This is a genomic window from Bacillus sp. FSL P4-0334 (assembly GCF_038004825.1).
Classification (GTDB): Bacteria; Bacillota; Bacilli; order Bacillales; family Bacillaceae; genus Bacillus; species Bacillus velezensis.
Map to the genome: position 1 here is coordinate 2,280,944 of NZ_JBBORX010000001.1, position 16,547 is coordinate 2,297,490.

The 16,547-nt window shown below is 43.7% G+C and carries 14 protein-coding genes and 3 pseudogenes; 8 read left to right on the forward strand and 9 right to left on the reverse strand.

The window, feature by feature from the left end; all coding sequences use genetic code 11:
- The first annotated feature begins 10 nt into the window (after positions 1 to 10).
- The 6 genes and pseudogenes from NSQ37_RS11870 (at position 11) to NSQ37_RS11895 (ending at position 4,004) form a co-directional block, all read left to right on the forward strand.
- Positions 11 to 530 (forward strand): annotated as a pseudogene (locus NSQ37_RS11870) (sigma factor-like helix-turn-helix DNA-binding protein).
- Between the two features lie 125 nt (positions 531 to 655).
- A pseudogene (locus NSQ37_RS11875) lies at positions 656 to 849 on the forward strand (DNA-binding protein).
- Between the two features lie 550 nt (positions 850 to 1,399).
- Positions 1,400 to 2,068, forward strand: coding sequence for a hypothetical protein (locus tag NSQ37_RS11880; RefSeq protein ID WP_122503834.1), 669 nt, complete (start codon positions 1,400 to 1,402; stop codon positions 2,066 to 2,068).
- 204 nt (positions 2,069 to 2,272) lie between these two features.
- Positions 2,273 to 2,548: pseudogene (locus tag NSQ37_RS11885) on the forward strand (phage terminase small subunit); the annotation flags it as partial.
- A 132-nt stretch (positions 2,549 to 2,680) separates the two neighbouring features.
- Positions 2,681 to 3,601: a class A beta-lactamase gene (bla, locus tag NSQ37_RS11890; protein WP_253613225.1), complete on the forward strand. Its 921-nt coding sequence runs from the start codon at positions 2,681 to 2,683 to the stop codon at positions 3,599 to 3,601.
- 121 nt (positions 3,602 to 3,722) lie between these two features.
- Positions 3,723 to 4,004 (forward strand): putative quinol monooxygenase, encoded by a 282-nt coding sequence (locus tag NSQ37_RS11895; protein ID WP_007407331.1) that lies wholly within the window; start codon positions 3,723 to 3,725, stop codon positions 4,002 to 4,004.
- Between the two features lie 99 nt (positions 4,005 to 4,103).
- Here NSQ37_RS11895 and NSQ37_RS11900 read toward each other — a convergent pair whose 3' ends face one another.
- The 9 genes from NSQ37_RS11900 to lacG form a co-directional block, all read right to left on the reverse strand.
- Positions 4,104 to 5,516 (reverse strand): MDR family MFS transporter, encoded by a 1,413-nt coding sequence (locus NSQ37_RS11900; protein ID WP_220007079.1) that lies wholly within the window; start codon positions 5,514 to 5,516, stop codon positions 4,104 to 4,106.
- 142 nt (positions 5,517 to 5,658) lie between these two features.
- Positions 5,659 to 6,132, reverse strand: a complete 474-nt coding sequence (locus tag NSQ37_RS11905) for a MarR family transcriptional regulator (RefSeq protein WP_059367188.1) — start codon at positions 6,130 to 6,132, stop codon at positions 5,659 to 5,661.
- Between the two features lie 286 nt (positions 6,133 to 6,418).
- Complete coding sequence (locus tag NSQ37_RS11910; protein WP_253613074.1) at positions 6,419 to 7,531, reverse strand: glycoside hydrolase family 53 protein; 1,113 nt, start codon at positions 7,529 to 7,531, stop codon at positions 6,419 to 6,421.
- 51 nt (positions 7,532 to 7,582) lie between these two features.
- On the reverse strand, positions 7,583 to 9,082 hold the full coding sequence (gene galT, locus NSQ37_RS11915) for a UDP-glucose--hexose-1-phosphate uridylyltransferase (RefSeq protein ID WP_253613223.1): 1,500 nt from the start codon (positions 9,080 to 9,082) through the stop codon (positions 7,583 to 7,585).
- Position 9,083: 1 nt separating this feature from the next.
- Complete coding sequence (gene galE / locus NSQ37_RS11920; RefSeq protein ID WP_099566645.1) at positions 9,084 to 10,076, reverse strand: UDP-glucose 4-epimerase GalE; 993 nt, start codon at positions 10,074 to 10,076, stop codon at positions 9,084 to 9,086.
- Positions 10,077 to 10,079: 3 nt separating this feature from the next.
- Positions 10,080 to 11,249 carry a galactokinase gene (locus tag NSQ37_RS11925; protein ID WP_043021284.1) on the reverse strand — a complete coding sequence of 390 codons (1,170 nt, stop codon included), beginning with the start codon at positions 11,247 to 11,249 and terminating at the stop codon, positions 10,080 to 10,082.
- 15 nt (positions 11,250 to 11,264) lie between these two features.
- Positions 11,265 to 12,962 (reverse strand): PTS lactose transporter subunit IIBC, encoded by a 1,698-nt coding sequence (locus NSQ37_RS11930; protein WP_059367181.1) that lies wholly within the window; start codon positions 12,960 to 12,962, stop codon positions 11,265 to 11,267.
- A gap of 11 nt (positions 12,963 to 12,973) precedes the next feature.
- Entirely contained in the window at positions 12,974 to 13,288 is a 315-nt protein-coding gene (locus NSQ37_RS11935) for a PTS lactose/cellobiose transporter subunit IIA (protein ID WP_007407323.1), read from the reverse strand.
- A 63-nt stretch (positions 13,289 to 13,351) separates the two neighbouring features.
- Positions 13,352 to 14,752, reverse strand: a complete 1,401-nt coding sequence (gene lacG, locus NSQ37_RS11940; RefSeq protein WP_132106222.1) for a 6-phospho-beta-galactosidase — start codon at positions 14,750 to 14,752, stop codon at positions 13,352 to 13,354.
- Positions 14,753 to 15,004: 252 nt separating this feature from the next.
- Here lacG and NSQ37_RS11945 point away from each other — a divergent pair, with 252 nt between their 5' ends.
- Both NSQ37_RS11945 and NSQ37_RS11950 read left to right on the forward strand, forming a co-directional pair.
- A complete protein-coding gene (locus NSQ37_RS11945; protein WP_022553515.1) occupies positions 15,005 to 15,766 on the forward strand; it encodes a DeoR/GlpR family DNA-binding transcription regulator in 762 nt (253 codons plus the stop codon).
- A gap of 17 nt (positions 15,767 to 15,783) precedes the next feature.
- A complete protein-coding gene (locus tag NSQ37_RS11950; protein WP_007407320.1) occupies positions 15,784 to 16,467 on the forward strand; it encodes an HAD family hydrolase in 684 nt (227 codons plus the stop codon).
- Positions 16,468 to 16,547: the final 80 nt, after the last annotated feature.

Consider the following 16,547-nt stretch of genomic DNA (forward strand, 5'->3'; position numbering starts at 1 on the left):
AGGAATCAGAATGCAGGATTTAATCATTGAGTACAAACGAGCATTAAGAGAAATAAGAAAAATGTACCGGCTCTACAAAGATACGGCTGAAGTCAATCTGACGGCTGAACAGATTAACGACAAAAAGATTATCAGTAGCATGATCAGTGACATTGAATTCACTCTCGAATGGCTGCAAAACGGAAGACAGCCCGGCGCCCGCCGAGGTGCTGACAGAAGAGACGCATTTCAAAGAACGATTCTTGCTGATCCGCGCTTAATTGATGCGCTGCCGGAAGAATACGCAATCGTTCAAGAAGCTGAGGGAGAGGTAAGTGATTGGGATAAGGAAGGATCGCTGATGCCCGTTCAGTACTTACTGAAAGAGAAAAGGACATATTCATGATGTATGCTGTACAAAACATAAAACATGTCATTCGAAGAGATAGCGCAGTTATTAGGATTAAAAAGGAACTGTGCAGAAGAACATTGAACGTTCCCGCATGAAAATGAAAAATAGAGCAGATCACAGCCTATTCTGTTTAGCGTGAATAGGTTGTTTATTTATTGAAACATAAGAAAGGTTTTCAAAAAAATCTTTAAAGAATACTATTGTTATAGGTATAATGGTGTTGTTTATTGTAACAATTTAGGGGATTTTAAGAGGGTGATGTTAATGTACAATCTTAAAGAACGTGATGCAATTAAACGGTTCTTAAATGAGGAAACCGTTAATACAAGCGAAGCAATTAAAATATTGGGCTTCACTCGTCAATACCTAAACCAGTTAGTTAAAGTGGGGAATTAGAGCCGATGAAAGAAATGCCTCGGGACAGGCTTTTTCTGAAAGAGGATATTTTGGATTTTTAAAAATATAGAAGGAAATGAGCAAATATGAAAAAATTAATCGATGGTTCAACGATCTTATTCTTTATTCTGTTTGTGATATTGTTCACTAATTTTAATTATGGTTTTCTTAGCGCTATCGACATCATTACTATGATTTTGGCTTTGATCTGGTTGGTGTTGACTATAATTAATATAGCTCTAAAATGGAGAAACCTCCGAAATGGCTAAGTTTATTTTTGAGAGTATAGACGAGCTGAGAGATTTTATGGATAAAGAAATCATAACGACATCTGAAGCCATTGAGATAACTGGATGAAGCCGGCAGTACCTCAAGCAGCTGGTGGATTATAAAACATTGGTTCCGATTAAAACTACGAACAGTGATCGCCTATTCTTGAGAAAAGATATTGAAGGCTATAAAAAGAAACGTTGATTGCACCCTGTCAAAAGGGTGTTTTTTCGTCTTACGGTTGCCACCTATTTATGAAGGGAGCTTTCGTTCGACAAATTTTGCGAATGGTTCCTTTCTCCTACTCCTTAACCGATAATAAGGTGAGAGGGGGAAGAAGAGTTGAAAAAAATATTTATAATCATTCCTATATTGATTTTTGTTCTATCTGGTTGCGGCGTGGATACAAAAGAGGCTGAATTGTTTTTAAAAGAGCTATCAAAAAATAAATCAGTTTCACAATATCTTAGTGAAGCGCCAACTTTAGATTACACTAACACTATAAAGAAGTATTATGAGTTTAAAATCAACCTGTCCATGAATAAGGAATTCACGCAACTTTCTAATAAGGAAAAATATAAAATTCTTTACAAAGTTTATGAGTTAATTGAGGATAAAGGTTTTTCTTCTGCAATCAACTGTGGAGATAAGTATACTTGTTCAGTAGATGAAGTACATGCAAAGTATAAAAACGATGATTATACAATCGATTTTAAACACGGGGATTCTTTGTACCAGTTAGAAAAAAATGATGAAGTAATTTTTGATTTAGAGGATGAAAAAGAGAAAAGAAATGAAAATTCATCAGAAGAAGAGGCACAATCAGCTGATGACCAGACCATATATAATTACATGGAAAACGAATTTAATAGAATTACAAATTACGGGGAAAATTACACCCCAGAGATCCATGATTCAATGGTTGCTGAGCTAGCAAGCGAAAAGTTTGGTATAACTGTTGATGAAGCAAATGAAATATACGTGAGCATGTCTATGAATAAATATAAATAAATATAACAGGCGTAAATCCTAGAATAAGATTCATAATTTTAAAGCACCTCATTCCGAAAGGTGCTTTTTTATATTCTCTGTAAACTGATTCCGGTAAATCTCAGAAAAACAATTGGCGGTTAACGGTCTGAGTGCGGCGTTGGTTTAGAGGGAATATCTTTTTAAAAATAAACACGAATCAGAAGGGGGCGGCGGTGAATGAAGATGGCCGAAAAGCATATTCAGGCGTATAAGGATTACGTCAAAGGCATGAAATACAAGGAAAAATACGGGGTGTCAGTGAACACCATTAAATCGTAAAAACAGCGGCATGGTTCGGAAAGGAAAAAGGGTGCACACAAAAATAGGCGGGCAACCCGGCAGAGAAAACGCATTGGGAAATAGCGGCGGGGCGGCTCCGGCAAGAAATCAAACGCTGTATCACACGGGTTCTTCTCGAAATATCTGCCGGAAGAAACACTATCCATTGAAGAGATTCAGGGGTGTTTTCAATTAAATTTTCAGCTGATTTCCTAACTGTCACGGAAAACATCACACAGGAATTATATTGACTTTCATCCTGTTTGTAATGTTAATTAGAAGATGTATACAAAATCATTATAATGAGGAGGTCTGGATGTGAAAAATAAAGCGAGAATACAATTTGGAATATGCATTGGACTTTTATGTTTAAGCTTTACCGGTTTCAATCCTTTATTTGGCTCAGCGCATGCTGAAGCGAAATCTATAGAGGACGCAAAAATGACAAGCTGTATAACGAATCAGAAATTTGTTCAGCTTGAGAAAAAATTTGATGCCAGGCTCGGCGTTTATGCGATTGATACAGGTTCAAACAAGACAATCGCCTATCGGCCGAATGAACGGTTTGCTTACGCATCAACCTATAAAGTTCTGGCTGCCGCTGCTGTTCTGAAGAAAAGCTCAAATGAAAAACTTAATGCCATCATCCGCTACAGCAAAGACGATTTAGTTACATATTCCCCAATCACAGAAAAACACCTGGATACAGGCATGAGCCTGAAAGAAATCTCAGAAGCCGCTGTCCGTTACAGCGATAATACCGCCGGGAACCTATTGCTGCAGCAGCTTGGCGGCCCCAAAGGTTTTGAAAAATCACTGAAACAGATTGGGGATCATGTAACAAAAGCTGATCGATTCGAGACGGATCTAAACTCTGCGATTCCTGGGGATCGTCGTGACACAAGCACCGCAAAAGCACTGGCGAATGACCTTAAGACTTTCGCTTTGGGTAACACTCTCACGGCTGACAAGCGCACGATTTTAACAGATTGGATGCGGGGCAACGCTACCGGCGACGAACTGATTCGGGCAGGCGCTCCTGCAGGATGGGAAGTCGGCGATAAATCCGGAGCCGGAAGCTACGGCACACGAAACGACATTGCGATCGTTTGGCCGCCTGACAGAGCCCCAATTGTTTTGGCAATCCTGTCAAACCGGTTTACGGAAGATGCCAATTATAATAATGCTCTTATCGCTGAGGCTGCAAAAGTCGCTCTTAATGATCTTAAATAAACATTGCCGTTCATTTTTTATGGACGGTTTTTTATATGTTGAGAATGCGGTATGCCGGTTTCGTTTTTCGATAAATATTATAATGTAAAGCCATAAAAAGATGGGAAGAGGGGGAATTTCGATGCATTACATAACGGCATGCTTAAAAATCATCAGTGATAAAGACCTTAATGAAATAATGAAAGAGTTCAAAAAACTTGAGGAAGAAACGAACAAAGAAGAAGGCTGTATTCAGTTCCATGCTTATCCGCTCGAACCATCAGAACGCAAAATCATGCTTTGGGAGATTTGGGAAAACGAAGAAGCTGTTAAAGTCCATTTTACGAAAAAACATACAAAAGACGTTCAAAAACAAGAATTAACGGAAGTAGAATGGTTAATGAAAAGCAATGTGAATGAGTAAAAGGCTTTGTCTATTGTTGGCTGACTCTGCCGGCAACCATCATCAGTTTCATTCACTAAAACCCTTGCTGTGCAAGGGTTTTTTACTTTGAAAAGTTCTTTATATCGCAGTCTTTTTATGGGTAAGGAACAGACTTGGAATGAAGATGGCCGCAAGGATGATGGCGGATACTAAGAATCCGGCATGGTAGCCTTTTAAACTGTTCGAAATCGTCGGATGCAATCCTTGTATGACAGTTGCGGTAACGGTTGCGATCACAGCTGACCCAAAGCTGGAACCGAGGTTTTCAATCATATGAATACCGACACCTGCTTCCGGAAGCTGTTTGCTGTCAAGGCCTGTATAAGCGTCACTCATCAATGGGAGCATAATTCCTCCAAAACTGGTGCCGCGGATAAATAATACGACGGAAATCCAAATCATACTTGTGTTATCGGTGATAAAAATAAGCGGGATAGATCCGATCAGCGAAAGAACAAGACTGACCGTAACCACGTATTTCGCACCGATCTTATCAATCATTTTTCCGATCAGCGGACGAGTCACGAGCATTCCGACTCCTTGAGGGATTAAAGCGAGTGCTGCTCCGACTGCCGTGAACTGACGAATGTTTTGAAAAAACAGCGGAAGTATTAACATCGGCCCCATGATGGCAACATTCGCTAAGAACAACCCGATCGAAGATGCTAAGAAGCTCTTGTTTGCAAACAAATTCATAGGCAGCACGGTTTGGTTTTTCTTGATCAGATTATATACAAGATAAATGACTGCTGAAACAAGACCGATACCCGCCCATAAAATGGTGTCGCTATTGTTAAATGATGCATGATCCGCCGCTTTCGTAATACCGTACATCAATGCCGCGCTCATTAATGACAAATTGATAATCCCGAAAATATCGAGTTTACGATCTTTGTTGAATGGTTCAAAGTCTGGAATGGTTTTCATCATAAGCGGTGCAGCAATCAAAACGATGAACACGTTGATGTAAAAAATCCAATGCCATGAAGCGCCTTGGACGATGAAGCCTCCGATGACAGGTCCTAAGATCGGGCCGAAGATCATAGGGGTGCTGACGATTACCATCACTTTTCCCAGGTTTTCCGGACCTGCCGTTTTAACCAAGAGTGTTGACATAAGCGGAGTCATAATGCCGGCGCTGAATCCTTGAAGCAAACGGAAGAAGATGAAGCTGGAAACGTCACGGCTCATTCCCGCAAAAACAGAAATGACACCAAAGGCGATGACTGAGCCGATGAAGATTTTCTTACCGTTATATTTATTCATAAGCCAGCCGGATACGGGTACTGCAATCGCAAGTGCTAAGACATAGCCTGTAACGGACCACTGAATGGTATCCAATGTCGTGTTGAAGTCTTTGGTCAGTTTGTCGATGGCGATGTTTACCATCGTAGAGTCAAGCATTGGAGCGATTGCTCCCAGTGCAATAGCCCAGGCGGCTGTGAGAACTTCTTTTGGCACCCGAAGTTCCTTTCTTTTATGTGTTGACATATTACTCTCCTCTCAAAATTGCTATCTTTGTTTCCTCGTCAACAAAATAATAGAGTGATTTTGTTTCTTTGTCAACAATAAGAGGGATATAAAAAGGCAGCCCGTTTTCATGGAGAAGGGCTGCCTATGGTTTTATTCATATTTATTCCGATTTCATGTCTGCACCAAGTTTCTTTATTTCTGAATCCAAATGCCTGCTGTATGTTTCCACGAAGTTCAGCATCGTGTCAAATTGTTCATCAGTTACTTGTTCAAACACGATTTTGTCCCGTTCTTGAAACTCTTTGTGCAATTCCTCGTGAATTTTATAAATGACTTTTCCTTGCTCAGTAAGCCTGAAATAGATTTCTTTCTTGTTAAGCGGCTTCTGATAGCTTTCGATAAGGCCTTTATTGATAAGCTTCTTCGTTAATTTACTTATGGCGCCTCTTGTCATATAAAGGGACTCCGCAAGTTTTGTCACATTGGCGTCTTCAATTTTTTCGATGAATTCGATGCAATGCACTTCAGAAGGTTTATGCCCCTTAAGTCTTTCTTCCATCTTCAGCCTATTCAGCCACACCATCTTGTTAAAAAAGTCCCTGAAATCCGTGAGGAGCTGTTCTTTTTTGTCCATGTCCCGTCCTCCTGCTCGGTGGTGCTTACACAATATTATAAAATGTTTGTTTCTTTTTCAACAATCGTAAAGTTATTATTTAGGAACTGAGAGATAGTGCGCAGAAATAAGAAGGAGGGGGAACAGAAGAAGTATTCTATTTAAAAAGCGGTTTTTTAACCGAAACGTGGGTTTTCGGGTATTTTTCTTTCCGTATTCGTTACTTGCTCTTTTTCATAACAGGCTAACACTACAGCCTTATCAAAAAGCAGGCTGCGCAATGAGCCTGCTTGAGATTAGGCATCAATCATTTTCCTGTTGCGGCATCATGAAAAGCGTCGATTGCGGTTGTGTATTTCAAGACGTTTTTAGACACTTTGGCGGTTGCGCCTAATGGGTACGCGTCTGACAGAACGCTGGAGTGAGCTTCGGGTTCCCAGTAAAATACGCCGGTTCCTTTGCCGCTCGGAACGGCTTTCACCAGTTTTATGGTGTCTTTTATGGTCCAGTAGGAATCTTTCGGATTATTTTCATCTCCGCCCAGTTCAACCACCATGACTTCCTTGTTGTAGCGTGAGGCGATGTCATTCAAATTAGATGATAAATGGCCGGTGAGCTCCCAGTACGGCTTACCTTCCCAATAGGGATAGAACGAAACGCCGATAATGTCGGTTTTCCCGCCGTTTTTAAAGAATTGATCAAACCACCATCTGAATAGGCTGTTGTCCGTGCCGTGTGCCAAATGGCTGATGACCTTGGTGGCCGGGCTGACGGATTTCACGGCGTCATAGCCTTTGTTCAGTAAGGCGGTCAATTTGCTGAAATCGTTCGTGCTGCCGTCGGGCAGTAAAATTCCTGAATTCATTTCATTCCCTACTTGCACCCAATCAGGGGAGATGCCGTGATTTTTAAGTTCTTTCATGACATCGTACGTATGGTTATACACGGCTGCCTGCAGCTGGCTGTTTGAATAGCCGGTCCATTGGTTCGGCTTGATCTGGTGGCCTGGATCAGCGAACACATCACTGTAATGGAAGTCAACCATTACCTTCATTCCTAACGCTTTTGCCCTTTTTGCCGCCGCAAGTACGCCCGCTTTGTCACTATAGCCGAGCATGGTCCATGTTGTGCCGTCTTTCAGCCAATAATAGCTGCTTGGCGGATTCACAAACACTCTCAGTCTCACGGCATTTATTCCGTGATCTTTAAGAATCTGCAAGGCATCTTTCTGTTTTCCGCCGTCATCCAGCCAGCGCACACCTTCGTCCTCCATTTGTTTCAGCCATCCTATATCAGCGCCATAGGCAAACGGGGCATCCGCTTTTGCTTTAGGAGACTTCTCAAAGAATGTAAAAGCAGTGAAAATGAGAGAAAGACAGATTGCGTTTACAAATACACGTTTCAATCGGTTTTTGAACATCACAATACCTCCTGATAAAAAAGATTGTTGATTGATTTCACTCTGAATGTTTCAGCTGCCATTCTCCAATAACGTCGTGAAACGCTGAAACGCCTGAATTCCTTCGGGTGTCATTTTAAAAACGCCTGCATCGGTCAGCGCGCGTAAAAATACATTCGCGGTTTCTTTTTGTAAAACAGCGGCTGCATTTTCCGGTGTCACGTCTTCATCCGCTTTGATGTTTTCGGCCCACGGAAGATGAATGTCTTTGATGTCATGAGGTTCATTCAGTAAATACTTTTTCACTTCTGCCAGCTCATCTTTCAGGCGGGGAGGTAAAACGGCGAGTCCCATCACTTCAATCAGACCGATATTTTCTTTTTTGATGTGATGCACATCTTGATGCGGGTGAAAAATGCCATCCGGATAATTTTCGGAGGTGCGGTTGTTTCTGAGAGCGAGATCGATTTCAAAATCCGTTCCCCTGCGTCTGGCAATTGGGGTGACGGTATTATGGGGTTCATTTGTCTTTGCGATGATGCTGACGGTTTCGTCTGAATATTCCCGCCACTTTTCAAAAACATACGCAGCGGCATCTGTCAGCAAATCCGGATCTTTTGCGCGAAGGCGGATCACTGATACCGGCCACTTCACGGCTTCGGCCTGAACGTCTGGAAAATGACGTATATGAAAAGGGTAGAGGGAACCCGCTTTTGCCATCGGAAACTCATGGGCGCCGCCTTGATAATGATCGTGAGAAAGAATGGAGCCTCCTACGATCGGCAAGTCTGCGTTTGATCCCGCGAAATAATGCGGGAAGATTTCCGTTATGGCCAGAAGCCTTCTGAAGCTGTCACGGCTGATGTTCATCGGCTTGTGCACGCTTGAAAGAAAGATAGCGTGCTCGCTGTAATACGCATAAGGAGAGTATTGAAACCCCCACTGTTCTCCCGCTAAGTCAAGCCTGATGATGCGGTGATTTGAACGGGCGGGGTGATGCGGTGTTCCGGCATACCCCTCGTTTTCCATACAGAGCAGGCATGTCGGATACCGGTTTTCCGGACTGTTTTTTACCGCGGCGATGTCTTTAGGGTCTTTTTCGGGCTTTGATAAATTAATGGTGATGTCCAATTCCCCAAAAGGTGTTATTGAGCGGTACACGATATTTTTTCGAATGGCCCGCGTCTTAATATAGTCGTTGTTTTGGCTCAGTCGGTAAAAGTAATCTGTTGCTTTTTTCGGGCAATCTGATAACAATTTGCTGAATGCGGCATTGATCAGAGAAGGGGCCGGCGTGATCACGTCCATGATTCTGCTTCCCAGCATGTCTCTTTCAGCCGGCGTATCGTTAATGATTGACCGTTTTACCGCGTCTTTCACCATTTCGTCCAAATAGTGAAGCCTGTTTTGTTTCTTGATATGCTTCGGTTCTGCATAATCCGTCAGTCCGAGCAGATCGAGAAGTCTGTTTCTTGTGTAAATCACATCTGTTTCATTTATGTCGCCTAAGACAGTGCTTTCTTTCAGAAACCCTGCCACTGATTCAAAAACTTCAATGACCGCCGCCTCCATTTCATTTGTCCTTGTATCCGTTTGGATGTTGCCGATGCCAATTCCATGCTGACGCAATGATTTCCGATATGTCCGTTTGTTTCGGATTCCAGCCCAGAATGTTCCGCGCTTTATCGCTGGAAGCGATGAGGGTGCTTGGATCACCGGGTCTTCTTGCGGCCGCTCTTACTTTTATGTCTCTTTCGGTCACTTGCCGGGCCGCTTCCGCCATTTCTGATACGGAAAACCCGCTGCTTGATCCTAAATTGAAAATGCCGCTGTCTCCGCCGTTTTGCAAATATTCCAGAGCGAGAATATGGGCATCGATTAAATCGGAAACATGGACATAATCGCGGATGCACGTGCCGTCTTTTGTATCATAGTCAGTGCCGAATATCAAAACCTCCTCGCGCTGACCGAGCGCGGTTTGTAAAAGGATAGGGATAAGGTGGGTTTCCGGATGATGATCTTCTCCGATGGAACCGTCCGTTTTCGCGCCGGCAACGTTAAAATACCGAAGCGAGACATATTTTATGCCGCAGGCGGTTTCACACCACTTCAGCATTTTTTCTGCCATGAGTTTTGATTCGCCGTATGCGCTTTCCGGCTTTTCCGGCATGTCTTCTGTGATGGGCACTTTTTCAGGTTCGCCGTATACAGCGGCGGATGAAGAAAACACAATGTGTTTCACCCCGAATTCCTGCATGACCTCCAGTGTAATTTGCGTACCGTACACATTATTATTGAAATATGAAAGAGGGTCTTTCATTGATTCGCCGACAAGGGATTGAGCGGCAAAATGGAGAACGCCTGTTACGTTCTCCTTCGCAAACACAGAGCGAAGAAACGGTTTGTCACGGATATCTCCATGGTAAAAAACTGCTTTTTCATGAACAGCTTTCCGGTGGCCTGTCTGCAGATGATCCACAGCTATCGTTTTCAATCCTTTGTTTAATAATTGATCAACCGCATGAGAACCGATATAGCCGGCTCCGCCGAGAACGAGAATCGCCATGATTTATTTTCCCCTCCATTCAGCCGCGCCATCGCTTATATCAGCGATGTAAAAAGAAGCTTCAAGACCTGTCCTGCTGCGGTAGTGAGATGAAACGGCCCGGATAAAGCCGGCGGTTTCTTCACTTTCCACAATGGCTATGGCGCAGCCGCCGAACCCCGCGCCCGTCATCCGCGCTCCGAGTGCTCCTTCTTTCCAGGCTGCTTCAGCGAGCGCGTCTAATTCGTCACCGGTCACTTCATAATCATCGCGTAACGAACGGTGGGACGCATTCATCAGCTCGCCGAACGTTTTCAAATCATTCGATTTGAGAGCTTCCGCGGCTGAGAGGGTTCGCTCGTTTTCATTGACCGCGTGCCGGGCTCTTTTACGCAAAGTTTCACAGGAGAGAAGGGATTCGAGTTCGTTGAATTCTTCTGACGTCAATTCCGCAAGTGATGCGATATTCCGATATTGCCGCAGTTCTGAAAGAGCCTCGTCGCATTCGCTGCGGCGTTCATTATATTTTGAAGCCGCCAGCTCCCGGCGCTTGTTCGTATTCATAATGACGATTTTATATCCGTTAAAAGCAGCCGGAATCATTTCGTGCTCAAGCTTATCGCAGTTTAACAGAATGGCCATGTTCTTTTTGCCTTTTTGCACTGCGAATTGATCCATAATGCCTGAATTCACGCCGATAAATTCATTTTCGACTCTTTTTCCGATAAGCGCCAGTTCAGTATCGGAAACATCCAGGCTGAATAACTTTCTTAAAATGGAACCTGTTAACATTTCAATGGAAGCGGAGGAGCTTAAACCGGCTCCGTTTGGAATCGTACCGTGAAAAAGAATATCCATTCCGCTGTCTATTTGGCCGCCGGCTTTAAGAAGGTAATGGATCATCCCCTTCGGATAATTGGCCCAGCCGTCTTCTTTTTTGTATGCTGTGGCGGAAAGATCAAGGCAGACAATGCCGCTGTCAGGAAAGTTTTCTGAGTATAACCGGATCTGGTGATCTCCGCGTTTTGCGCATACGGCATAAGTTCCGATCGTGATCGCGCATGGAAGAACGTGGCCGCCTATATAATCCGTATGTTCCCCGATCAGGTTGATCCGGCCGGGTGCGAAAAACAGTTCTCCGTTACTTCTCTTGAAAATGTCTTCGAATCTTGATTTCAAAAGTTTGGCTTCCATGATAAACCTCCGATTCTATTTTGAGGTATGCTCCAGTATGAACTGAATGGCTTTTTGTGAATTTCTGGTGAGGCTGATATATTCTGCTCCTTTCGTTGCGATGAGTTTCACTTGCAGGCGGTCCGCATCTTCTTTAATGTCATCGTAATAAGAGCCGACCTGCGGAGCCAAAATGATCATATCGAAGTCTTTCATGATGTCGTAATGGGATCCGTAGGCGCCTGCTGAGGCGGTAATCGGCACGTTATATTCTTCGGCTCCTTCTGTCAGTGCGTTCGCAAGCATGGCGCTCGTTCCCGCTCCGGCGCACAGCACTAACACATTGGTGCTGTGTTCCAAGGCGGATGAGGATTCCTGAAGATTTGTGCTGATGACGGAGGACGCGTCTTCGGAGGCGCCGGCCATGGCGGGCTGTAATGTTTGCGGCGCGGTTTCAGGCTCGGTGTGTTGGGCTTCTTTCGCCGCTAATACTTTGTCATAAGCTTTACAGAATGGCAGGTATATCAGGAAATCGACAATGATTAATACAGCTGTCAGCACAAAAGCCGAGAGCCCCATGCCGGTTCCGAGAATCAAGCCGGCGGGCGCCGGGGTGGCCCACGGAAGAACATACATAAAACTGTTCATTCCGATGACATCCACGAAAAATTTAAACAGACAGACATTCACCATCGGCGTTACAACAAACGGAATGAAAAAATAAGGATTTAAAATGATCGGCGCAGCAAAGAGCAGAGGTTCGTTTACTGCGAAAGACACCGGAACCGCGGATGCTTTTCCGACTGCTTTCAATTGCTTGGATTTCGCGAAAAGAAGAAAGATAAACGGAACCACAAGGGTTGCGCCGGTTCCTCCCATTGTGCCGACGAAGTTCCCGAGTCCGACGGTCAGCACGTTGGACGCCTGCTCACCGGCATTATGAAGCTGAAGGTTCGCCTCCACATTTGCGTAAATAATAGCTGCGATGGCCGGTTCCACAATAGAAGGCCCGTGAACGCCGACAAACCAGAACAGCGCCATCATTCCCCAAATGACACAAATCCCCAGATAACCGTCTGCGGCGGTAAAAAACGGCGATAAGAGAGAGGAGAGAGCCTCTGCAAACGATACGTTCAGCGTGTTCCTGATCAATAAATCAACGATCACCATGGCCAAAACGGAAAAAGCGAACGGAAAAACATCTTTAAATGTTTGTGAAATGGTACCCGGTACTTCTTTAGGCATTTTAATCGTAATATTTTTCAGCACGCAGAATCTGTAAACGTTCACTGTTATGAAAGCGGATACAAAAGCGGCTAAAAGACCTTTTGTGCCGAGGTATTCCGTGGAGAATCCGCCGTCGATTTGAGTGACGCTTAAAATGAGAAACCCGACGACTGAAGCAAGCATCGCTGAAACGGGGTTGATCCCTTTGTTTTTCGGCATTTTTCGGTTCATTGATTCACTCAGGCATTTCGCACTTGTTGCCGCAACGATCAGACCGAGGACGCCCATTGAATAGTTATAAACTTTCCAAAGCCATTCAGAAACACTTTTAGGCCAAGTGAAACCCAACACTTCCGGCACAGCGGCGGTGAGGATGAAAATGCTCGCGAATAAAATAACAGGCATGGCCGTTAAGAAGCCGTCGCGGATCGCGCCTAAATAAATGTTTCTTGAGATTTTTTCAAAAAACGGTTTTCCCTTTTCGATTTGCTTGATGATACCGTTCATTTTTCCACTCCTTATCGGCGGCTTCGGTAGAGTTCTATAAAATCCTGAATAAGATCACGGAGCAAAAGGGTTGTCATCAAGTGGTCCTGACCGTGAACGAAAATAAACCCTAATTCCATGTCCTTGCCGTCAGCTTCTTCAGCTAACATTTTCGTTTGCGCATTGTGGGCGAGGGTTAAATTTTCATCGGCGCTTTTCAATGCTGCTTCCGTGTTTTCGAAGTTTCCGGCACGGACTTCTTTCAGGACTTTCAATAAAGTGCTTCTGGCGTCGCCGGCATAGGCGACGATTTCAAAACCGAGCATCTGCAATTCTTCCTTTGTCATGAAAAAAACCTCCTAAAGACGGCACACATGATGAAAAGAGACTCTTTTCACCATGTATGATCGTTAAATGATTGTTTTTGTTTCACTTACAAGTTTGTACCAGTAGGCCGATTCTTTCGGATATCGTTTTTGGGTGTCAAAGTCGACGTAAAAAAGACCGTAACGTTTGTTGTAGCCGTTGGTCCATGAAAATAAATCCATTAAGGACCATAAGAAGTACCCCTTTACATTGACTCCGTCGGTAATCGCTTTACTGACGGCTTCTAAATAGACTTTTAAATAGTCGATTCTTGCCTTATCCATAATGATGCCGTCTTCAAACTCATCTTTATAGCCCATGCCGTTTTCGGTAATGTACATTTTGTTATATTGCGGATAGTCCCGTTTGATGCGCATCAGCATGTCATACATGCCTTCAGGATAAATGAGCCAGTCCCAATCAGTCCGCTTCAGGCCTTCTTTGTAAATTCTTTCGCCGATTCCTTTTACTTTATAGACCGAAGTGCCCTTATCGCCCGTTCCGTTATGGTGAATAACGGTTTCTCCGTCGTACGCTTTGACGAAATGGCATTGATAATGATTGATGCCGAGATAATCATTGCGCGTTGAAGCTTTTTTCATCACGTCAAAGTCACTGTCTGAAAACTCGTATGAAGCGCCGTTTGCCTCACAGATTTCATCCAGAGCCCGCATGGTTTCCTCAGAATAATAGCCGAGGTAGGTGGCGTCGAGGAGGAATCTCACTGATAACGCGTCATCCAGAAAACAGGCGTGGCGGTCTTCTTCTGAGTCGCTGGCGGGATATTTTGTTTCCAATGAGTGGACGACACCGATTTCTCCCGGATAGCCGCCGTCTTTAAAAAGATTGACGGTCATCGCATGCGCTACCATCATGTGATGGAGGCATTGAATGACTTTTGTGATATCACTTTTAATTGATGGCGGGAAAACCCCGAGTAAATACTGGTTGGTGGCTGTGGGATAAATTTCGTTAAACGTGCTCCAATATCTGATTTCGCTGAATTCTTTAAAGCAAAACTCCGCATAGCTGACAAACGCTTCTATTGCAGCGCGGTTGAGGAAATCTCCCTGGTCAAATAATCCTTTCGGTGTATCGAAATGATGCAGCGTGACAAAAGGGGTGACGTTGCGTTTATGGCACTCTGAGAAAATACGATGATAGTAATCAACACCTTCCTGATTGATTTTGCCCGTGCCGTCAGGGAAAATTCTCGTCCAGGCTATAGAAAGGCGGATGCCGTTTATTCCGAATTTTTCACATAGTTTAATATCTTCCGGAAACTGGCGGTAAAAATCACTTGCCGGATCAGGGCTGAATCTTCCCTGTTTTTCAAGAAATTCATCCCAGGCCACAGGCCCTTTGCCGCCTTCTTTTGTGGCGCCTTCCGCTTGATATGCCGCAGTCGCCCCGCCGAAAATAAAGTCATGAGGTAATTTGAGCATTACTGAATCCTCCTTCGCCAATGTGGGAATTGAAGTTTGTTAATGTTTGTAATTGTTATCTTTTGTTTAATAGTAAACGCATACATTTTTGTTGTCAATAGCTTCATAAAGAAATAACATCTGTTTTCATAGGGGTTTTATAAGTTTTTCGTTGTTTTATATGTTGATTATGTTGTTTGTTAGTGTTTGTTTTTGTTGACCAGAGTGCCGCGGTGTGTTAGATTGTGTGTAAAGTTGAGGGGATGATTGAACATGTTAAAAAAAGAGCGTCTTTTAAAAATCATCGATATCGTAAACTCGCGGGGGTTTATTACGGTGAGTGATATTATCGATGAACTGGATGTTTCTGATATGACAGTGAGAAGAGATCTGGACGAGCTGGATAAGGCCGGAAAAATCGTACGTATTCACGGAGGCGCACAGAGCATATCTTATTCCATTGATCACGAATTATCGCATAATGAAAAACTGGGTGTTCAAATGGATGAGAAGGAGAAAATCGCGGAACTCGCAGCTTCATATGTAAATGACGGCGATACCGTTTTTTTAGGGCCCGGCACGACGATTGAACTTTTAGCCAAACACCTGCTGCATAAGCGAATCAGGATTATCACAAACAACTATCCCGTATTTGATATTTTAAAGCATGGTGACACTGCCGACACCATCCTGATTGGCGGCGATTTCCGAAAAAATACCGGTGCCTTCGTCGGGCCCATCGTGAACGGCAATCTGCAGAAATTCAATTTTACGAAAGCCTTCATCAGCGCCAACGGCATACATAATGATGAGATTTCTTCTTACAGCATTGAAGAAGGGGAAGCTCATCAAATCGCGCTGAATAATTCGCGGACGAAATTTTTGCTGGCGGATAATAAAAAATTCAACCGGGAAGATTTTTACGTGTTCTATAACTTGCACGATATGGATTATCTGATTACGGATGATAAAGTGATGAAAGATGTTCAAATTCATTACGAGCAATATGTAGATGTCAAAATCGCAAAAAAATAAAAAAGGCGGGCGGTTCGATGAAAGGGGTTATTTTTGATTTTAACGGCACGATGTTTCAAGATTCGCATCTGCACGAAAAAGCATGGTTTTTCATGGTGAAAAAATACGCGCCGAAAACCATTTCTGATGAAGACATTTTCGTTAACATTCACGGGAGAACAAACAGTGAAATCCTGACGTATTTTATTTCCGGCGATTTAACAAATGAAGAAATCAAGAAGCTGTCTTTTGAAAAAGAAGCCTACTACAGAGAATTATGCCTTGAAAACAAAGATGAGTTAAAGCTGACGAAGGGACTGACCGGCGTATTGAACCATCTGAAAAAATCAGAAACGCCAATGACCATTGCCACGGCTACGGTAAAGGAAAATGTCGAGTTTTACTTTGACGTCTTTCAGTTGGATCGGTGGTTTGATTTTGACAAAGTCACGTTTGATGACGGGAGCTTCCCCGGAAAACCGGCGCCGGATATTTTTCTCATCGCATCGGAAAAGTTAGGCCTCAGGCCTGAAGAATGCTTAGTCATTGAAGATGCCTTTTCGGGGCTCACAGCGGCGAAAAAAGCAGGTGCAGGCAAGATTATGGCCATTGACCCGCTCGGAAAAAACCGCGCGCTATTTGAAGAAAAACAGCTGGCGGATGACGGGATACTGACAGATTTCACCTCGTTTTTTGAGGTGATTGCCGGACATTCTGTTTGAGAGATCAGCCGGTTCTTCATGGCGATATGGCTGTACAGGCTGCGGACTCCGTTCGCAACACGGGATGTTTTTGTGTTCGG